11 protein-coding genes are annotated in these 16,510 nt (G+C 64.6%); 3 read left to right on the forward strand and 8 right to left on the reverse strand.

The window, feature by feature from the left end; all coding sequences use genetic code 11:
• Positions 1-707: 707 nt before the first annotated feature.
• Both BUS42_RS45670 and BUS42_RS34975 read right to left on the reverse strand, forming a co-directional pair.
• Complete coding sequence (locus BUS42_RS45670) at positions 708-2,234, reverse strand: dienelactone hydrolase family protein (RefSeq protein WP_254053990.1); 1,527 nt, start codon at positions 2,232-2,234, stop codon at positions 708-710.
• Between the two features lie 10 nt (positions 2,235-2,244).
• Positions 2,245-3,600, reverse strand: a complete 1,356-nt coding sequence (locus tag BUS42_RS34975) for a hypothetical protein (RefSeq protein ID WP_074314898.1) — start codon at positions 3,598-3,600, stop codon at positions 2,245-2,247.
• 328 nt (positions 3,601-3,928) lie between these two features.
• Here BUS42_RS34975 and BUS42_RS34985 point away from each other — a divergent pair, with 328 nt between their 5' ends.
• From BUS42_RS34985 to BUS42_RS42240, 3 genes are all read left to right on the forward strand, one after another.
• Positions 3,929-4,204, forward strand: a complete 276-nt coding sequence (locus BUS42_RS34985) for a hypothetical protein (RefSeq protein ID WP_074314904.1) — start codon at positions 3,929-3,931, stop codon at positions 4,202-4,204.
• A gap of 409 nt (positions 4,205-4,613) precedes the next feature.
• Positions 4,614-5,999 carry a hypothetical protein gene (locus tag BUS42_RS34990; protein ID WP_143206613.1) on the forward strand — a complete coding sequence of 462 codons (1,386 nt, stop codon included), beginning with the start codon at positions 4,614-4,616 and terminating at the stop codon, positions 5,997-5,999.
• Positions 6,000-6,544: 545 nt separating this feature from the next.
• The gene (locus BUS42_RS42240; protein ID WP_159452333.1) at positions 6,545-7,723 is read left to right on the forward strand and encodes a TlpA family protein disulfide reductase; all 1,179 of its coding nucleotides are present in this window, start codon (positions 6,545-6,547) and stop codon (positions 7,721-7,723) included.
• Positions 7,724-7,856: 133 nt separating this feature from the next.
• Here the strand turns inward: BUS42_RS42240 and lnt are convergent, their stop codons facing one another.
• The 6 genes from lnt to BUS42_RS35025 form a co-directional block, all read right to left on the reverse strand.
• Complete coding sequence (gene lnt / locus BUS42_RS35000; protein ID WP_074314910.1) at positions 7,857-9,521, reverse strand: apolipoprotein N-acyltransferase; 1,665 nt, start codon at positions 9,519-9,521, stop codon at positions 7,857-7,859.
• Between the two features lie 330 nt (positions 9,522-9,851).
• Complete coding sequence (locus tag BUS42_RS35005) at positions 9,852-11,588, reverse strand: ABC transporter permease (RefSeq protein WP_074314913.1); 1,737 nt, start codon at positions 11,586-11,588, stop codon at positions 9,852-9,854.
• A 46-nt stretch (positions 11,589-11,634) separates the two neighbouring features.
• Entirely contained in the window at positions 11,635-12,459 is an 825-nt protein-coding gene (locus tag BUS42_RS35010; RefSeq protein ID WP_074314916.1) for a sugar phosphate isomerase/epimerase family protein, read from the reverse strand.
• Positions 12,460-12,496: 37 nt separating this feature from the next.
• Positions 12,497-13,651 carry a Gfo/Idh/MocA family protein gene (locus BUS42_RS35015; RefSeq protein WP_074314918.1) on the reverse strand — a complete coding sequence of 385 codons (1,155 nt, stop codon included), beginning with the start codon at positions 13,649-13,651 and terminating at the stop codon, positions 12,497-12,499.
• Between the two features lie 47 nt (positions 13,652-13,698).
• Positions 13,699-14,586: a CDP-alcohol phosphatidyltransferase family protein gene (locus BUS42_RS35020; RefSeq protein ID WP_074314921.1), complete on the reverse strand. Its 888-nt coding sequence runs from the start codon at positions 14,584-14,586 to the stop codon at positions 13,699-13,701.
• Positions 14,583-16,499 carry an ArnT family glycosyltransferase gene (locus BUS42_RS35025; RefSeq protein WP_074314924.1) on the reverse strand — a complete coding sequence of 639 codons (1,917 nt, stop codon included), beginning with the start codon at positions 16,497-16,499 and terminating at the stop codon, positions 14,583-14,585. Before BUS42_RS35025 ends, BUS42_RS35020 begins: the two co-directional genes overlap by 4 nt.
• Between the last annotated feature and the right edge of the window lie 11 nt (positions 16,500-16,510).

Genomic DNA, 16,510 nt, shown 5'->3' on the forward strand with positions numbered 1-16,510 from the left:
GGCGAACCACAGGCGTTACACATCCGCAGGCTTTACTTTGCTAATATGGTCAAAAAGCTCCCCTAGGCTCGCCCAGCCCGCGAAATCCAGGCAGATCATCTCGTAAGACCGGAGCGTCGGCTTGCGGCCCGTCCACTGGCTGATCAGGAGGCACGCACTGATCGCACAGCTACGCCTGGATCTCGATCCCCTCGGGATACGTACTGAGCAGGTGCCGACAGCCAAGCATGTGCTTCAAAATAATGCAAATGTGTCCACTAATGCATTTGTGTCGATCGATGTCGGCGAGTAGCTCGGCGGGCACCTCGATCCTCTGAGGGGCCTCGCCAATTTATATGAGGCGATTGTAACGGCTCCGCGCCGGATGCGGAACCCACTCGGGCTGATGTCCTCGGGTTGTTGGTCAAGATCCTCGGTCACTCGGTCGGCGGGATCGCTTATCACCAGTACGCACACTGCGCCCCACGGCCAACAGGGAGACTGTGATCCTGCCGCAGCCGACCGCGTTCTCGGCCGTCCTGAGAGGAAGGGACGGCGAGTGTCCGTGCTGCCGGAGAAGGTTCGCCGACGCCGGATGATGCGATCGATCTGACCGACGTGCGGAATGAATCGTTGGCAGGCGCTGGTGGGCCTGCCGTTGTCCCGGTGTAGTGTTCCAACCACCCGCCAGGTCGTTGAATTGCTTCCGGCCCGGCACTTCGCGTGTCTTAGTCGGCCGGCTGGGACGTCGCGGTCAGATTCCGCACGACAACCAGCACCGGGTTCGACGGCCGGATGTTGCCCTTGTTGTCCGTGCCGAGGATCGAGAATGCGTGGTAGCCCGGCTGTTGGTCATGGACGGTGAACTCAGCGGGGCCTTTCGTCAACTCGGACACCTTCTTCGCGCCGTCGAAGAGTTCCAGCTTCTTCCAGCCGGCGAACTTGGAGTCATCAATACTGATGACGACGCTGGAGCCTGCGTCCCACACCTCGCCCTGGGCGCTCATGGGGTGGGGCGAAGTGATCTTCAGCGGGCGGTCGTAGGTCGAGTAAGCTCGATAGATAAAGGCAAGGTCCTGATTCAGCAGCCAGCTTGACTTCATGACAGCGCCTTTGAAATCGCTGGCCGCGGCGATGTCCGTCAGGCCGCTCCTCCAGGTCGTATTGTCGGCGACCCAGCCCGACTGCGGGGCGATCGACTTCAGCTTCAGCGGTCCCTTACAAACATCTCCATCAGCGGGGTAGCGGAGCCGGACGGCAGCATCCAATAGGGGCATGGCCAGAACTTCTTGTCCGTTGAATTCGTGACCGCCGCCGGGGACTGCCATCCATCCCCAGCGCGCCCCATTCGGGCGGTGTTCGGCCAGCACGGGCTCCACGACCGCCGCCATGCCGCCCTGCTCGTTTTCGCCGTGTTCGTTTTCGCCGTTAATGATGCATGCCGGCGTGTCCAGATGAGCGGCCGTGGGTTTGATATCGGTCAGCTTCAGGCGAGAGCCGACGATGACCGACGCGATGACCCTGCCGGGAGCCTCGACCAGAAGCCTGCTGGCGAAGCCACCGCCTGCCGAGAAGCCCGTAGCGGCATACGGCGCGTTGACGAGCTCCGGGTGCTTCGAGTCCGCGGCGAGTTGCTTGAGGGCGTGCTGCATCGTCTTGAAGTTCTCGGCGTGCGAACTGGAGGGCCAGTGCGCGCCCAGGAAAGCGAAGCCGTGCAGGTGCATGAATTCGCGGTACCAGACCTGTTGGTAGTAGTCTCTCGAGTCGGCACGGGCATACGGCCCGACCACCAGGATACCCCGCACAACCGCCAGGTCCGCCGGGATGATGAGGCGCAACGTACGGCCCGCTTCGGTGTATTCGTACGACTTGTACCGATGCGGATCGGGCCGCGCCGAGGGGCCGGTCTCGGCCAGTCGGGACGAGACGGTGATGCCGTCGATGATGATCCCCGCGACACCGTTGACGGTGCCCCGCGTCCCTTTCACGAGATATGTGCCAGTGTCCCCCTTCGAGAACTCCGCCAGTCGCTTCGCCACCGAGCGATCGGCATTGTCTGAGGCCTTCAGCTCATAACGCTTGCCGTCAACGAGCAACTGCGGCCGCTTGTAAGTGCCCGACGCCGCTGCGGCGCCCGCAAAAGTCTCACTCTCGGCCGCAGACAACCCGACCGTCGAACCGACCAGGACCAGCTGCGCGATGGAAACGAAAAAGCACCTCTTCATGCTGTCGGATCTTTCTTCGTTATTGTTCAAGAGCTCGATACTACGGGTTCACCTTGCGTCGGAATGCAACCCAAGCCGTGCACCACTGGCGATCGACCGTGCTGTTCGCGTATTCCTGGCAGGTCCAGAGCAAGGTCGGGTCCGACGGGTCGACGCACGTCGTCGAGTAATTGCCCCACCCGATACCGAAGCGGCTTGGTGCATTGATCCGGTAATGGGTCGTTCCGGGTACCGCCAGGACAGGGGCTCCCATCGAACCCGCCGGATCGCCCGCCGCGTGCATCATGACATAGACGGACGGGAACTCCTTCTCCGACGTCCTTGTACAGCCCAGGCCGACGTTGCCGTCGCGGTCCACGGCGAGCGAGGGGTTGAGGTAATCGCAGGTCGGGTCGTCGACCAGGCCCTCCTGGAGCAAGGCCCCGTCGCTCACCCGCAACTCGTACCAGAGGATGCCGGGGCGCGACTTGAGGGTGCGCTTCGCGCCATTGCAACCGAACACGCTGCCCCCGTGCGCGAAGACGCAGTCCGTGCGTCGGGGTTCGTCCGCCCTCAGCTTACCCCCCGGTGCGGGCTGGACCGCCCGTCCCTCCTCCACAGAGGCGTTCGGAGTTGAGTAGGTCGTGCTCAGGGGGATGGTCTGAACGTCAGAGATGCTCGCCTTTGTACCCGACCATTTGATCTTGTACAGGTACAGCTTTCCGGCGGCATTTCCGAACTCTTTGTTCAGGAGCACCTCCGGAGCATCAGGCGACTTGTCGGGGTTCAGGTCCGTTGCCGGGAAGGATTCGATTTCCAGGTTGGGGAACGCCTGGAGGTGAGACAGGTCCGGCCCGTTCGGAGCGATGAGGTCGGCCTTCGGAATCGCGTAACAGGTGTGGGCCTTGTGCGTGTCGTTGTTCCCGTTATGAAGCGTGAGGTAGAACCCGTTCTTATCGAGACCGGCCTTCGCGCCGTAGTTATGTGGGGGGATCGGGAACTTCACCCCTTTCCAGGGCCCGGTGGGATCCGACGTCGTGGACACGGCGAGATAGCCGTTCATCGGGTCGATGCCCTGGACCCATGCGATCCAATGGCCGGAGAGCGGGTCGTACAGAATGCGGGGGTCGTTTGCCTGGAGGTCGAGTGTGTTTACCGACTGCACTCCGAGCCAAAAGTCGTGCTGGCTGAGATCCTTGACCACTTGCCCGGTCGCCTTGTCCACGGCCACGAACGCGCGGTCATCCAGCGCGACCGCGTGACGTTGTCCTACGGCCCCCGCCGCGTCGGGAGCGGGCTTCCGATACCCTGGCCCCCTGTCTGCCGGGAAGGTGCTCTCAATGGTCACGTCAGCGGCACGAACCACGGGCATCAGAGCGAGTAGGAGGGCGACGAAGGGGAGCGCTGCGCGCCTCATGTCTCGTTTTCCTTGGGATCGGGGTTCGCTTCAAATTTCTCAGGGTATGGAGCGTCGGTTCGGGATGCAATCGGCGACCGGCAACTCCGCGGTTCATGGCTGAACCCTCGGTCGTTCTGATTGACGTGAAAGTGGCTACAGCATCGCGTCCGGGGTCCGTTGAGCGACTGCTCGACGAGTGGAAATTCCTCGGCATTCCAGCGCTCCACTGGCGCGCGGCGGTCCGACACACCGAACTCACTTGGAGCAAACCATCGGACGAGCCATCAATTGACAGCGCATCTACCGCCCGCCAGCAGCTTGACGTTGGGTGACTGAATTGGCTACGGTGAAGATCATCAAGGGTCGCTCGCCAGCGCGAGCCGTCCAGGCCCAGTTGGGCAAAGATCGACTCGGCGTCGGCCGGCAGACTCGCCTTGCCATTGCGTTCGAGTCGACCCGCGGCGTCGACGAGTCGCAGGCAGCACGAGAGCGTGAAGCCGGACACCAGGCCCACACGCCCAGGCTGGGCCTCACGCCGGTCGTTCTCCGGAGCGAGCCAGAGTCCCTCCTCCTGTCCGGGGTCGTCGATCCGGGTCGACAAGTCGTCGCGGAGCGTCGATGAGGTACCATAAACTTGGGCGTGGTCGAGCCGCTCGCGGAGCGCGGTGGATTCCGGAGGCCTATCGCCACACACTTCAATGGTACAATCTGGGAGATTCAGGCAGAGCTTCGGTCTAGCTCGCACTCTCGATGGGCCACCTAAGACCCCCTAACTTGCTCGGATTGGGTGCCTGGCCACGGACGACCGGACGGCAAGCCGCTCGATGTCCCCGGAAGCCATGGAACTTCTCAGCGGGATGAAGCGTCAAATTAGGGACAGAGGGCCAGACCTGGTCAAGGACTTCCGTGATCGGATTCGGGTGGGAAGTCGCGTACCGCGCTGGGCGGTGGGACACCGAGATGAACGGCGCCTTTGATCGGGTGACCTTGGGACTGAATATCTACCCTCCAGACATTCGAGGAAGAGCGCGGTGGTAGCAGCGACCGATCCAGGGGGGCGAGGAGAGGCGGAACCACGAGCCGATGCGCCTCGAGCGTCGTCGCCTTGGTCGATACCGGAGATCCGGGTCGTCAAGGACGATCAGGGACGTTTGCGGATCGACCAAGCCGACCCCGCCACGTACGGCGCGTATGCCGCCCGTCAATTGCTGGCGACCGCCGAAGCCGACCCGAGGTACAGGGATGGAATGACCAAACGTGTCTCGGCGTCCTCGATCAAGATCACCTATGTCAACGACGTCGGCGAGCCTCAGAAGATCGGCGTCCGAGAGATCTTCTGCCGGATGGACGGGGATGCGCTCGTCCTGACCCGATTCGAGAATTCAGACGGCGAGAAGGTCAAGGACCTGCCCATTGCAGTCCCCCTGCTCGGCGAGCTGGACGACGATGTGGACGACGCCGATCGGCTCCACGAGCTCGCCCTGGCCGAGCTCGGTGACGTGCCGTTACCACCCGCCGAGCTTGAACCGGAGCCTGAGGAGGCCCGGCCGGCGCCGGCTCGAGAGCGGCGGCTCCCGACGGGGCCACTTCGGAAATATGACGAGGCCACTGACCCGGCTCCGGCAGCGGACACGCTCAAGACCCCACCGGCCCCTGAGCCGGCGCCGCTCAGCCCAGCGGTGATGCCGCCTGTCACAAAGGCGACGACGGCAACCATCGGCCCCCCGGCCGGTTTGACCGTACGGGCGCTCGATGACGGCGAGTCAGCCTCACTGCGTGCGCTGATCGAAGCCAAGGCGGGACAGACGCGGTGGGCCAACGGGCTCCTCATCCAGGCAGCGGAACGCCATCCGAACGATCGAAGGCTGCAAAACGAGCACCTCGCGAACCTCCTGCGGGTCTCTCTCGATCCGTCACGGGCCGAGTCCCGGACGCCGCTCGCCACTGCATTACGCGGCATCATCGAGGAGGTGCATGCCCACAAAGCAGGCGTGTTGGATCGCGATCCCCTCAAAGCGGAGAAGGTCGCACTCCAGCCCTTCGCGCGTACGGCGCTCGGACCAACGTCGGCGGACGACGGCCAGGTGAAGACGGTTTCCGGCTCGGCTCAGCGAACTCCAGCTCAGATTCTGGCCAAGCTCGAAGATCCGAAGCTCGCACGGGCCACCCGCGTGAAGCTTCTCCTCGAAGCCGTCCCCGAGCTGATCGAGTCCTGGCGACCGGACAAGGAGAGCGGCCGCAGCGAGGCGGGCAACGAAAACAGCCCCGCGATCGTGCGCAGGCTGTTCACGGTGGCGAACGAGCAGCGTCAGCAGCGAAGGTTCATCGACAACGGCTCAGCCTTCAAGAAGGCGGGGGAGAGGTACGCGGGCCTCGAAGGTAAGTTACCGAAGTCCCCGGCCGCAGGCGACCCGTAGGACGCTTCGAAACGTAAGGCGCGTCGGTCCGCGATAGCGAAGCAGCTGAGTTCGGCGATCTCGGAAAACTGCCAGCGCCTCGTGACGATTGATCTGCCTCCGAGAAAGACTGCAGGCTCACCGCGTACGGCCTCCCCGAAACACTCGGTGGGACGCAGTACGAGGCGTCCCCCAGTCACGCGAATCTCTGGTTCATAGGATTCGCCGTCGCGTCGCTCGTCATCGCTTTCATGCTGAAGAAAAGGGCCGGAGCCTGAGCGAGGGAATGGCCCGATGGCTCCGCACGTTCGCTCCGGTTTCACGGGCTGAGGTGCGGAGACGACCAGCGTGTCGAGGCTTGATCGACGGTGGCTTCCGGCCTTGGCATATCGCGAGACAGCGGGTTTTGTCGACGGCCGCGCAGGGTGACCTTGAGGACGATGCGGCCGGACGGCTGGACTTTCCCTCACTCCGGTCAGGCTTTCCTCGACAGGGGCTCGAGCTTACACTGGAATCGCTTCGACGGCAGTTCACTTGAAGGCACCCTCAAGAACAAGGGGCGCGCGATGCGGGCCGTGATACTGGGGTTGCTGCTGGGTGTGCCGGTGTTCGTCGCTCGGGGAGAGGAACAAACGCCCGCGGAGGAGTACCGGGCCTTGGTGCAGGGGTTCGCGGCAGCCGTGAAGGTGCCGACCAAGGCATATGATCTCGCGAGGACTCCCGAGGAGCGATTGAAGGCGTCGGAACGGTGGCCCTGGGTAGTGTTCGCCCCGCGGTTTCTGGAACTGGCCGAGGCGCATCCCGACGACCCGGCCGCTCTCGACACCCTCATCTGGGTGGTGGCGAACGCCCCGACGGGAACCGCGACGAACCGAGCCGTCGAGATCCTCACCCGCGACCACATCCAGAGCGACCGGTTGGCTACGGCCTTCGCGCAGCGGCTGTTCCGCGGCGGACCGGCCGTCATGACGCTGTACCGGAGGACGATCGAGAAGAGTCCCCACCGCGCGGCGCGGGCGCTGGCGACTTTGAGGCTCGCCGACCTGCTTTCTGATATCTCGTACCTGGCGAAGGGACTGCGGCAGAACACCCTTCCCGAGGCCGCTCTCCGCTACTGGAACGACACGGTGCTCCGGGAGTTCCTCGACCTGGCCCGCCGCGGCGATCCGGATGCGCTCACCGATGAGGCTGTGACCCTCTACAATTGCGTCATCGCGGATTTCGCCGACGTCAAAGGCCAGGGCGGTAAGACCCTTGGGGAGATCGCCGAGGGGAACCTATCCGAGCTTCGCGACCTTGCGATCGGCCATGAGGCCCCGGACATCGAAGGACGGGACATCGACGGCAACGCGATGAGGCTCGCTGACTTCCGGGGCAAGGTGGTGGTCGTCAACTTCTGGTCGACCTCCTGTGGTGCCTGCATGGAGATGATCCCGCACGAGCGCTCACTCGTCAAACGGCTGGAAGGCAAGCCGTTCGTCCTCCTCGGGGTCAACGATGACGAGGATCGGAATCTGGCCGTGCAGGCAGTGAAGAGCAAGAACATCACCTGGAGGTCGTGGTGGGACGGCGGTATCGAAGGACCGATCGTGCTCCGGTGGAACGTCCGCGGATGGCCGACCACGTATGTCCTCGACGACCGCGGGGTGATCCGCTTCAAGAACCTCCGCGGCCAGGACCTGGATCGGGCGGTCGATCGGCTTGTGAACGAGGCCGAATCGCGTGGGCGCGGCGGTGCATCCTAAGCGGGTTATTTGGCTTGTTTGTTGCCATTCCCGAGGCAGGAGACCGAAGGATTACCTCGGAATTCATGGGAGATTCAGTGATTATGATATGGCCCCTGGCAAGCCAGGCGACCCGCTAACGGATACAGTAGAATCAGCCACGAGTGAGTTGAACTCGCGGCCTCCCTTTTTTCGCATGGACGGTCGCGACGAAACCGACCAACAGCAGGGCCCACCAGGGCCGGTCGCCGATCCCGTGGGTATAAGCACTGCGATAGGTGAGTGGGGTCACTTGCGCCGTCGCGGTCCCCTCGACGAAGGGAGGGATGGAGACGATGGTCCGGCCGAGCGGGTCGACGACGCCGCTCAGGCCGGTGTTCGTGGCTCGGATCAGGAACCGCCGATTCTCGATCGCCCGGAAGGCGGCGATCAGGTGGTGCTGGTGGGGAGCCAGCGTGCGGCCGAACCAGGAGTCGGACGTGATATTGACCAGGAGCTCCGCCCCCTTCCGTGTCGCCTCGCGGGCCAGGGCAGGGACTGTGTCCTCATAGCAGATCAAAGGCGAGACCTTCAGGGTCGACGCCGTCCCGTCCGGCCGTCGCAACGGGTAGAAGAAGACCTGGCTCTCCGTTCCGGCGCTGAAAACCCCGGCCTTGGCGTTCAACCCCTTGAGCCAGGGGAAGTACGAGGCCAAGGGCATGGATTCGCCGAAGGGGATCAAGATTCGCTTGAAGTAAGGCCACGGTATCGTGCCATCCGGGTAGACCGCGAAGGCGGCATTGTACCGTCGGCGATCCGGCAGGAAGGAATAGGCGCCGACGAGGAGGGCGGTATCGTCTCCGATCCAGGGCAGGACCGGTGGGCGGCCCACCCGGCCAATGCCGGCGGAGATGTAGGCGGGTACCGAACCCTCGGGCCAGACAACCAGGGAGCCGGGATGGGCGACCTGGCGGGTCAGCTCGTAGATCCGGGCAAGATTCTTCCGGGCCGAGTCCATGTCGCGTTTCTCGGCAAGGGAGGCGTTGCCCTGCACCACGACGACTTCCTGCGGGAGGCCCTGCGGCGCGGTGAAGGTACGCATCATCGCGACCCCATAGCCGATCGCCAACACGAAGAGGAGCACGGGCACGAGAAATGTCCTTCGCCGCTCGCGGAAGACGACGATGCGGACGCTGACCTCCGCCAGCCAGAACATCAGGAACGAAACGGCCATCGCGCCACCGATGCCGGCAATCTGCACGAACGGAGTGAACGCGAGCTGAGTATGCCCGAAGTGCCAAGGGAAGAGGCGAATCGTCAAAAGCTCGGCCATCACGACCGCGGTCGCCGAGCGCAAAGCCAGGGCGTCGAAAGCGGCGGGGAGCTGGTGATGAACCAGGGCGAAGACCAGGAAGAGGAGCGCGCCGAGGGCCACGAATAGGGTAAATATCAGCGCCGAGGCCAGCGGACCGAAACCTCCGAAGACGGAGACCGTGCCGGCGACCCAGTAGAAGCCAATCAGGTGGCCGACGATTCCGGCGGCAAACGCCGGCAGGTAGGCTCGCCGCGCACGAACCGTGTAGACCAAGAGCAGCGCGGCGATCCACCCGAGCACCGCGCTGAACCCGGTCCCCGGCACCAACCATGCGGACGCGTTGACAGCCCCCGCCAGGACCGCGGCGAGATAGACCCGCAACGCGGAGGCCTCGCCCACGCCTTGGGATTGCGGGACGACCGAGGCCGAGGGTCTCGGTCGACCGGCGCGGCGGTCTCGCGACCGTGCCGACGAATCCGTCCGCCCGGGCAGGACCAGCGCCAAGAGCCGCGGCGCGAGATGCATGGACCACCTCCATCGAGGGTCGGGGGACACGGCGACGGCACGCGAGGCGAGTACATCCACGGCGGGTGGGCGGGATCATAGGACTTGCCCGGCCGGGAGTCAATCTCGGTCGCGCTCCAACCGGTCGAGCATCCTCTCCCACCACGGTCCCGTCGGGGTCGGTCAGTGCTACCGGCCGGCCACAAGATCAATGGTGCAGGTGCAGGTCCCGAACCCCTTCACCGTCGAGGGCGAGGTGGGCCGGTACCGGTTGCCACCGATGACCGTGGCATACCCTGGTATTTGCTTGCATCTTAATTAATAACACATTCGGACCGTTCACGCATACCATTACGCTAAACGGTCGATGCGTGCAAATGCATGGAGGGCCACGAGTCCGAGGGAGAAGAACGCGGCGAGCACGACCAGGGCGACGCCGGCGAGGTGGCTCTCCACACCGGTATGGAGCAGGCTCCAGATCTCGATCGAGATTAGACCGGTGCCCGGCGGTGCCACCAGGTTTGCCGCCGGGAGCTCGCCAATCGCCAGCACAAATGCAACGCACCAGGCGGCAAGCAACGCCCCCCGCGACGACGGCAGCGCGACGCGCCAGATTGTCCCCCAGGCCCCTGTTCCCTCAATGGCCGCGACTTCGAGATGCTCCCGCGGGAGCGCGCGGACCGCCGGCCAAAGCACGAGTAACGCATAGGGAAACGTCCGCAGGACGAAGACGAAAATCAGGATCAACGGTGAATCATAAACCAATGGGTATTCGCGGTAAGCGAGTACGAGTGCCATCCCGGCGACCGGTCCGGGGGTCGCCAACGCCAGGGCGACGCTCGCCGCGCAGACCCAGCGCCAGGGCCCGGGCTGGCGGCTCAGCCAGGCCAGGCTCCACGCCACGGCCACGGCGGCCGACGCGCCCAAGGCGCCCCAGAGCATGCTCTCGAGAAGCGGGCTGCCAAGCGGATTTCCAAACCAACGACCTGGTTGACGGAGCGCGCTCCCGACCCCCGTCTCCAACGCTTGCTCCAGCGGTCCCGTCAGGAACGAACCGCCGACGTCGAGTACGGCCCGGCGGATCGTCCCCAGGAAGCCTGGGAACGACCACTCGGGAGACCGGCCGGCGGCCGCGACGCCTCCGACCCGACCGGCCCGCCACACGAGGGTGAGGAGCGGCAAGAACAGCACGCTTCCCGCGGTGGCCGCGACCAGCAGGCCGATCGGAACTCGCCAGGCGCCGAGGGCCCAGAGTTTGCCGCGTCGGGCTACCGACGCGAGCCGGACGGGATCGGCCTTCAGCAACGCGCGGGCTGTGACCAGGATCAGGGCACCCAGGACGGCGAGGGGCGGGAGCGCCACCGCGGCGGCGGCCGCCGGTCCATGGCCGAGTTGAAACTGAATATAAGCTTCCTCCGCATAGCTACGAACTTGCAAGAGGTCCGTGACCGTCATATCGCCCGCCGTGAGTACGGCGACCGCGAGGGCCGCCCCCGCCAGGGCCCCGACGCTCCGGCGCACCGTCACGAACGTCACGACGCGCCACGCAGGCATTTCCAGAAGGGCGGACTCCTCGAGCTCGGGCTCGACGGTCCGCAGACCCACGCCCGCGAGTAGCACGATCCAGGGGAGCGCCGCCATGGCGTGGACGAACGCCGAGCCAGTCAGGCCGACGATCAGGGGCGTCGCCCCGAACGCCTGCATCCGACCCGCGTTGCCGAATCCCCCGATCCAGCTCGTGGCATGCAGGGGCATCGGGACCAGGGCCGCGATTCCGAGCAACCCGAGCATGAACCGCCTTCCCCAGGCGTCGGTCCGAAACAGGATCAGGGCCAAGGGGAGGCCGATCGGAAGCGCAATCGCCTCGGTCAACAAGACGAGCTGGACGGACGTGCCCGCCAGTTCCAGCGGCCTCAGGACCCGACCGGCCGAAAGGTCGGCGGGCGTCGCGACGATCAAGCCCCCGCCGCCGCCAGCCTCGTCGGACTCACGCCCCCGCATGGCCGCCAGGAACGTCGCGAGCGCCGGCCAACCGAGCACCGCGATCAGGACCAAGGCGAGTAGAATTTGGCTGACTCGCGACCTCATGAGGGGAACCCGGCCGGGTGGTTGTCGCCCGGCAACCGTGTTGAGGTCATGATCGGAGGCCCGCGTTCCGCATCAGTGCGGCGGTCGTCTCATAGGCTTCCGTCACCCACTCGACGATCAACTCGGGTTGCGGCGAATACTCGAGTTCCACCGAGATGGTCAGGTCGTCAATTCCGAGGTTCTTGATCGCCTGCATGTAAGGGACGAAATCAACCACTCCCCGGCCCGGCGGGAGATCGCCATGAACCTTGCCATCGCAATCCGAGATATGGACGTGCGCCACCTGCCCTCGAAGCTGCTCGACCAAGGACGCTGACTGCTGAGCGAGGACCAGGTGCGAGATATCGAGGTTGGCTTTCACGGCCGGATGATCGACGTCGGTCAGGAATCGCGACATGCTCTCAACGTCGTTGAGCAAGGAGAGGTGGAACGGTTCGAGCTCCAGGGCGATCTCGAGCCCGAGGTCGGAGGCATATTCACCCAAGGCCCTGACGTTGGCGACCCCGGTCGCCCACTGCTCGGCGGGAGGGATCACTTCACGTTGCCAGATGTATTCACCAAGTACAAGCAGGAGGTTTTTGGCCTCGAACGCTTGCGCCATCTCGAGATAGGCGCGAACGCGATCGAAGTGAAAGCGTTGAACACTGGGATTGAAGTCGATCAGTCCGACGGCCACGCACGCGACACTGATAATCGGCAGTCCCGCCTGGTCGCAGTCGACCTTGATCTGGTTCCGTTCCTTGGGACCGAGATCCAGCGGGTCGGCGAAGATATCAATGGAGTCGAAGCCGATTTCCTTGGTCTTGCGAATCCCGAAACTGGTCTCACGGCCCGTCTGGGCCCACGCGGAATTGATCAGGCCAAGTTTCATCGCGTTTCCCGATACGATAAAAGTGAAAGCTTGTCGATTAAACGGCCAACGATTCCGAGTCCAACCCGGCGTTCGGCTCCCCCGGTCGGTTGACGACCTCCTCAAAATCCACGACACGATGTTCGGTCGCCGCCGAATAGACCGCCTCGCAGAGCGCGATCGTCCTGAGGTTGTCACGCCCAGAGATATCGGGGTCGGAACCCGATTCGAGTGCTCCGAGCAGGCCGGCCATCGTCCCCGCGAACGCGTCGGGGAACCAGGCCTGGGACCAGCGGGGACGATGCCAGACGCCCGGCTCGTGGACCGTCGTGTAGTCGATCGTGCTGGGCACGCGTTCGGGCCAACCCGGCCAGCCGATGGTGCCAAGGGCAAACCCTTCCGTCCCCTCGAACCGCCAGCGGATTCCAATGTCCGAGGCCGCCCCTTCACGGACGGGGCCACTCCAGACATCATCCCAGGCCGACGCCCGCGCACCGGTCGCGAACTCGAGAATCGTCAGGTTGATCCCGTCAATGTGGGGGAACTGGGTCCGCGGGTCGGGACGCGTGCTGGCGAGGACCCTGAGCGGGTTGCCCAGCCAGTATCGGAACGTGTCGAGATGGTGAATACTCATCACGAACGTCGAGAGCGACCGCTCCTCTCGAGCCCAGGGCATCCAGTGGGGAATCGCCCGCATCTCGATCGTCGCCAGGACCGGATCGCCCAGGTCGCCGCGATCGAGCAGCGCCTTGAGTGCGCGGACCGAGTGGTCGTACCGCATGTTCTGGTTGACCTGCAAGCGGATTCCAGCGCCCTCGCAGGCCTCGACCAACCCTCGCGCCTCCGCGAGACTCATCGCCAGCGGCTTCTGGGCGAGAATCCCGCGAACTTTCCCAGGCCGCGCGACGATCCGACGAATGATCTCCGGCTGCTCGCGCGGTGGCACGGCAATATCGACGACTTCGACTTCGGGGTCGTCGAGCATCGCCTCGAGGCTGTCGAAGACGCGGGGCACGCCGCGAAGCTTGGCGACGTCCTCGGCGGTCGCGCGGGTTCGCGAGGTCAGGCCCACAACCCGGAAGCCTGCGTCCCGGTACGCCACCAGATGACTGTCACGGACAATAAACCCAGCGCCCACCACGCCGATCCCCGTGTCGAGTCGTTGGGGGAGCACAGGAAGATGGGCGAGGCCGAGAGGGTCGAGTCGGCGCATCGACAATTTTTCCGCGTAGGGAGGGGTCGAGGAACGTGTTCAGCCCTTTATCCTACGCGCTGGCGCTCGGCTGTCCAGGGTTCGGAGTCCCTCTCCTCATTCTCTACCGCGGGGCGAGGCCAGGGTTGGAACCAGACTTGAAACTCCGCTTCCGTGGAGCCGCCGGCGATTGCCTTCGCAACCCGTCCGCAGGCGAGGAGCGGAGCGAGGAAAGCCATGAACCCCACGCTTCCACTCCAGGCTATGATCCAGAGCCGAGTGGAAACCAGTGACAGAACCGAAAGAACGAGGAGCCCGACCAAGACGACATGCGGCTCGCACAGTTTGTAGGCGGGCCAGGTCAGCGCCGCGCGGCCGCGGCGCGGCCACGATGCCGGGGGTGAGGGACGTCCCCCTCGGCCGCCATCGACCTTGTACGATCCATCCACGCGTTTCAGTTGTTGGAAAAAGGCTTTGTATCGGCAGTCGTTGTGCAAGCTGAGGAGCGCCCAGCCCAACGCGATCGCGAACCCGGCGACGGACCAAGCCGGTTCGCCAGTTCGAAAAGCAAGGCCGTGACCAAGCGCGAAACCGAGGGCCAGGTTCGCGGTGTGGTGCATCAAGTAGTCGAAATAGACGCCGTCGAGGTTGGCCGTCCCATGCCAACGCGCGAGCTGACCGTCCACCCGATCGAGCCAGAACGACAGGAATGCCAGTAGCGTGCCCCAGACAAAGCCCGCCTGGGTGCCCGTCGCAATCCCGGCCGCGGCCGCGACAGCGGCCACTAACGCGGCGCTCGTCACTTGATTGGCAGAGAGTCCCAGCCGTACCGCGAGCCAGGTCCCATAGACCGCCGACGGACGGGCAATTTTTCGCGCCAGCCAATTACCGATCTCTTGATGCCGTTGCTTATGCACCCGTTTGCGGAGTTGGGCCAGCGTGGGGTGAGCCGTCATCGGCGGGCCATTCCGGCCCCAACGGGGCGGCTCGCCGTCGAGCCATCGAGCGCATAGATGGAGTAGCGTCTGACGACGTGGTCAGCATCGGCGATCGCCTCGCGGTAGATCGGCTGCCGCGGTTTGACCCAATCCGCGAGCAATCGGCTCAGAGTCGGGTCGAACTCGACAGCACGCTCGGGGACAGGCGGACAAAACATCACGTGAGTGAACCCTCGCCTCTTCAGCGCTCCCACGATCGTGTCCGCGGAGTCGCCCTGGCGCCCCAGCCCGGTTCTTCGGCGATGAGCCAGTTCCATCGTATAGTCGCAGGGGAGATAGTAGCCGCGGTGATCTTGCCCGACGATCCGCGTGGTTGCCGGTAGGTTCGCGGCGATCCACTGGCCGACGCGATAGGTGGGCTCGCGACGCATCAAGTAATGCTCGGAGGTCTCGCGTCCCAGCACAACATTCAAACCGTGGCGGGCCCGCGCGGCGGCAAGGCTGGCTTCGAAGCCGACGATCAGCAACAAGACCAGCAACAGGACCCGGCAAGGAAGGGTTCGCCGCTCGTACCAGGTGGATACGAGCCAGGCCACCCCCACCGCCATCGGGCCGATCGCGGTCAGAACGAACCGCATGCTTTGACGCTGGGTCAGACAGATCATCAGGAAGGCGAGGCCGAGTGCCACGATGGCGAGGACCCGGCGCGGCGCCTTTTCCAGCAAGAGTGCGGGGAGAAAGAGTAAGAAGGCCGGCCCGAACTGGTGGGAAAAGCTATCGAACCGGTCGGGGTGAAGCGTCAGCGGCACCAGGGCCGTGATCAAGGTCCACGGAGTCACCGCCATCGGACGCTTGATCGGGTCGAGGACTTCATCGAGGCCCGCTCCCCCGAAGTAGTGGCGGAAAAAGGGATAAACCGGATTCCCTGTATCCATCCAGGCGCGAAGATACCACGAGCCGCCGACGAGCAGGGCGATAAGGCCAAACAGGGCCAATCCCGAACCGGCCAGCCAAAGCCTCGAGGACCAAGTTCGCGGGCGATCTCCCGTCGGGGACGGATCGGCTTCGGAGCCGAGCCGCCGCGCCGCGATGGCCAGGCCGAGGAGCCCGACCAGCACGAGCGCGGGATATTTCACCCCCATCGCCAGCCCCGCGAGCAAACCGACCAGGATCAAGGATTGGGCACGGGGTCGATCGTAATCGCGTGCCAGGGCCACCATCGCGGCCGTCCCGAAGGCCGCCAGGGCTACATCATTGAGCGGGGCGCCCATGCCGTTGGAGACCGCGGGAACGAGCAGCGCGATCGCTCCCGCCCACCAGGCCCGGGCTCCCAGGCTCGGACGCGCCAAGGCCGTGACATTGGCCGCAAACACGAGGCCAAGGAGCCATTGCACCAGCCGGCAGGCGACCGGGCCTCGGAACGCCAGACCGACGGCGTAGAGCATTTCCGTCAGCAGTGGATAGACGGTTTCGTGGAGGTCGGGATCGAAAAAGATTCCCCCACGCACAAGAAAGAGCTTAGGAACTTGGAGGTGATAACAGAGCGCATCGCCATCGGTGACCGGAGCGAGCGCGGTCAAGAATGTGCCGAGGGTGGTGACGACAACGCCAATGAACAGGCTGATATCGAGGGCTGTTCGACCTGGGATCGGACTGGCCGAGCTTCGAATCAGCCTACCCACATCGCTCCAGGTATGACGGCCGACCAGCAGCGCTGTCACCGTGAACAGAACCGAGAGCCCGCTTGGGCGCAGGACTCCACAAGCCCCGAGTGCCAGGGTCGCGAGTGCGACCACTCCCAGCCCCAGCGGAATCGCCAAGGCCAGGGTATCGAACTCTTGGTCCAACCGCGCATCGAGCGCATCGAGCAGTCGGAGCCCGACCGCGGCCGCGAGCAGACCGAGGCCGAGGATGAAGAGACAGTCGAGCATCGATCCCTCAA

This window comes from Singulisphaera sp. GP187, assembly GCF_900129635.1.
GTDB lineage: Bacteria > Planctomycetota > Planctomycetia > Isosphaerales > Isosphaeraceae > Singulisphaera.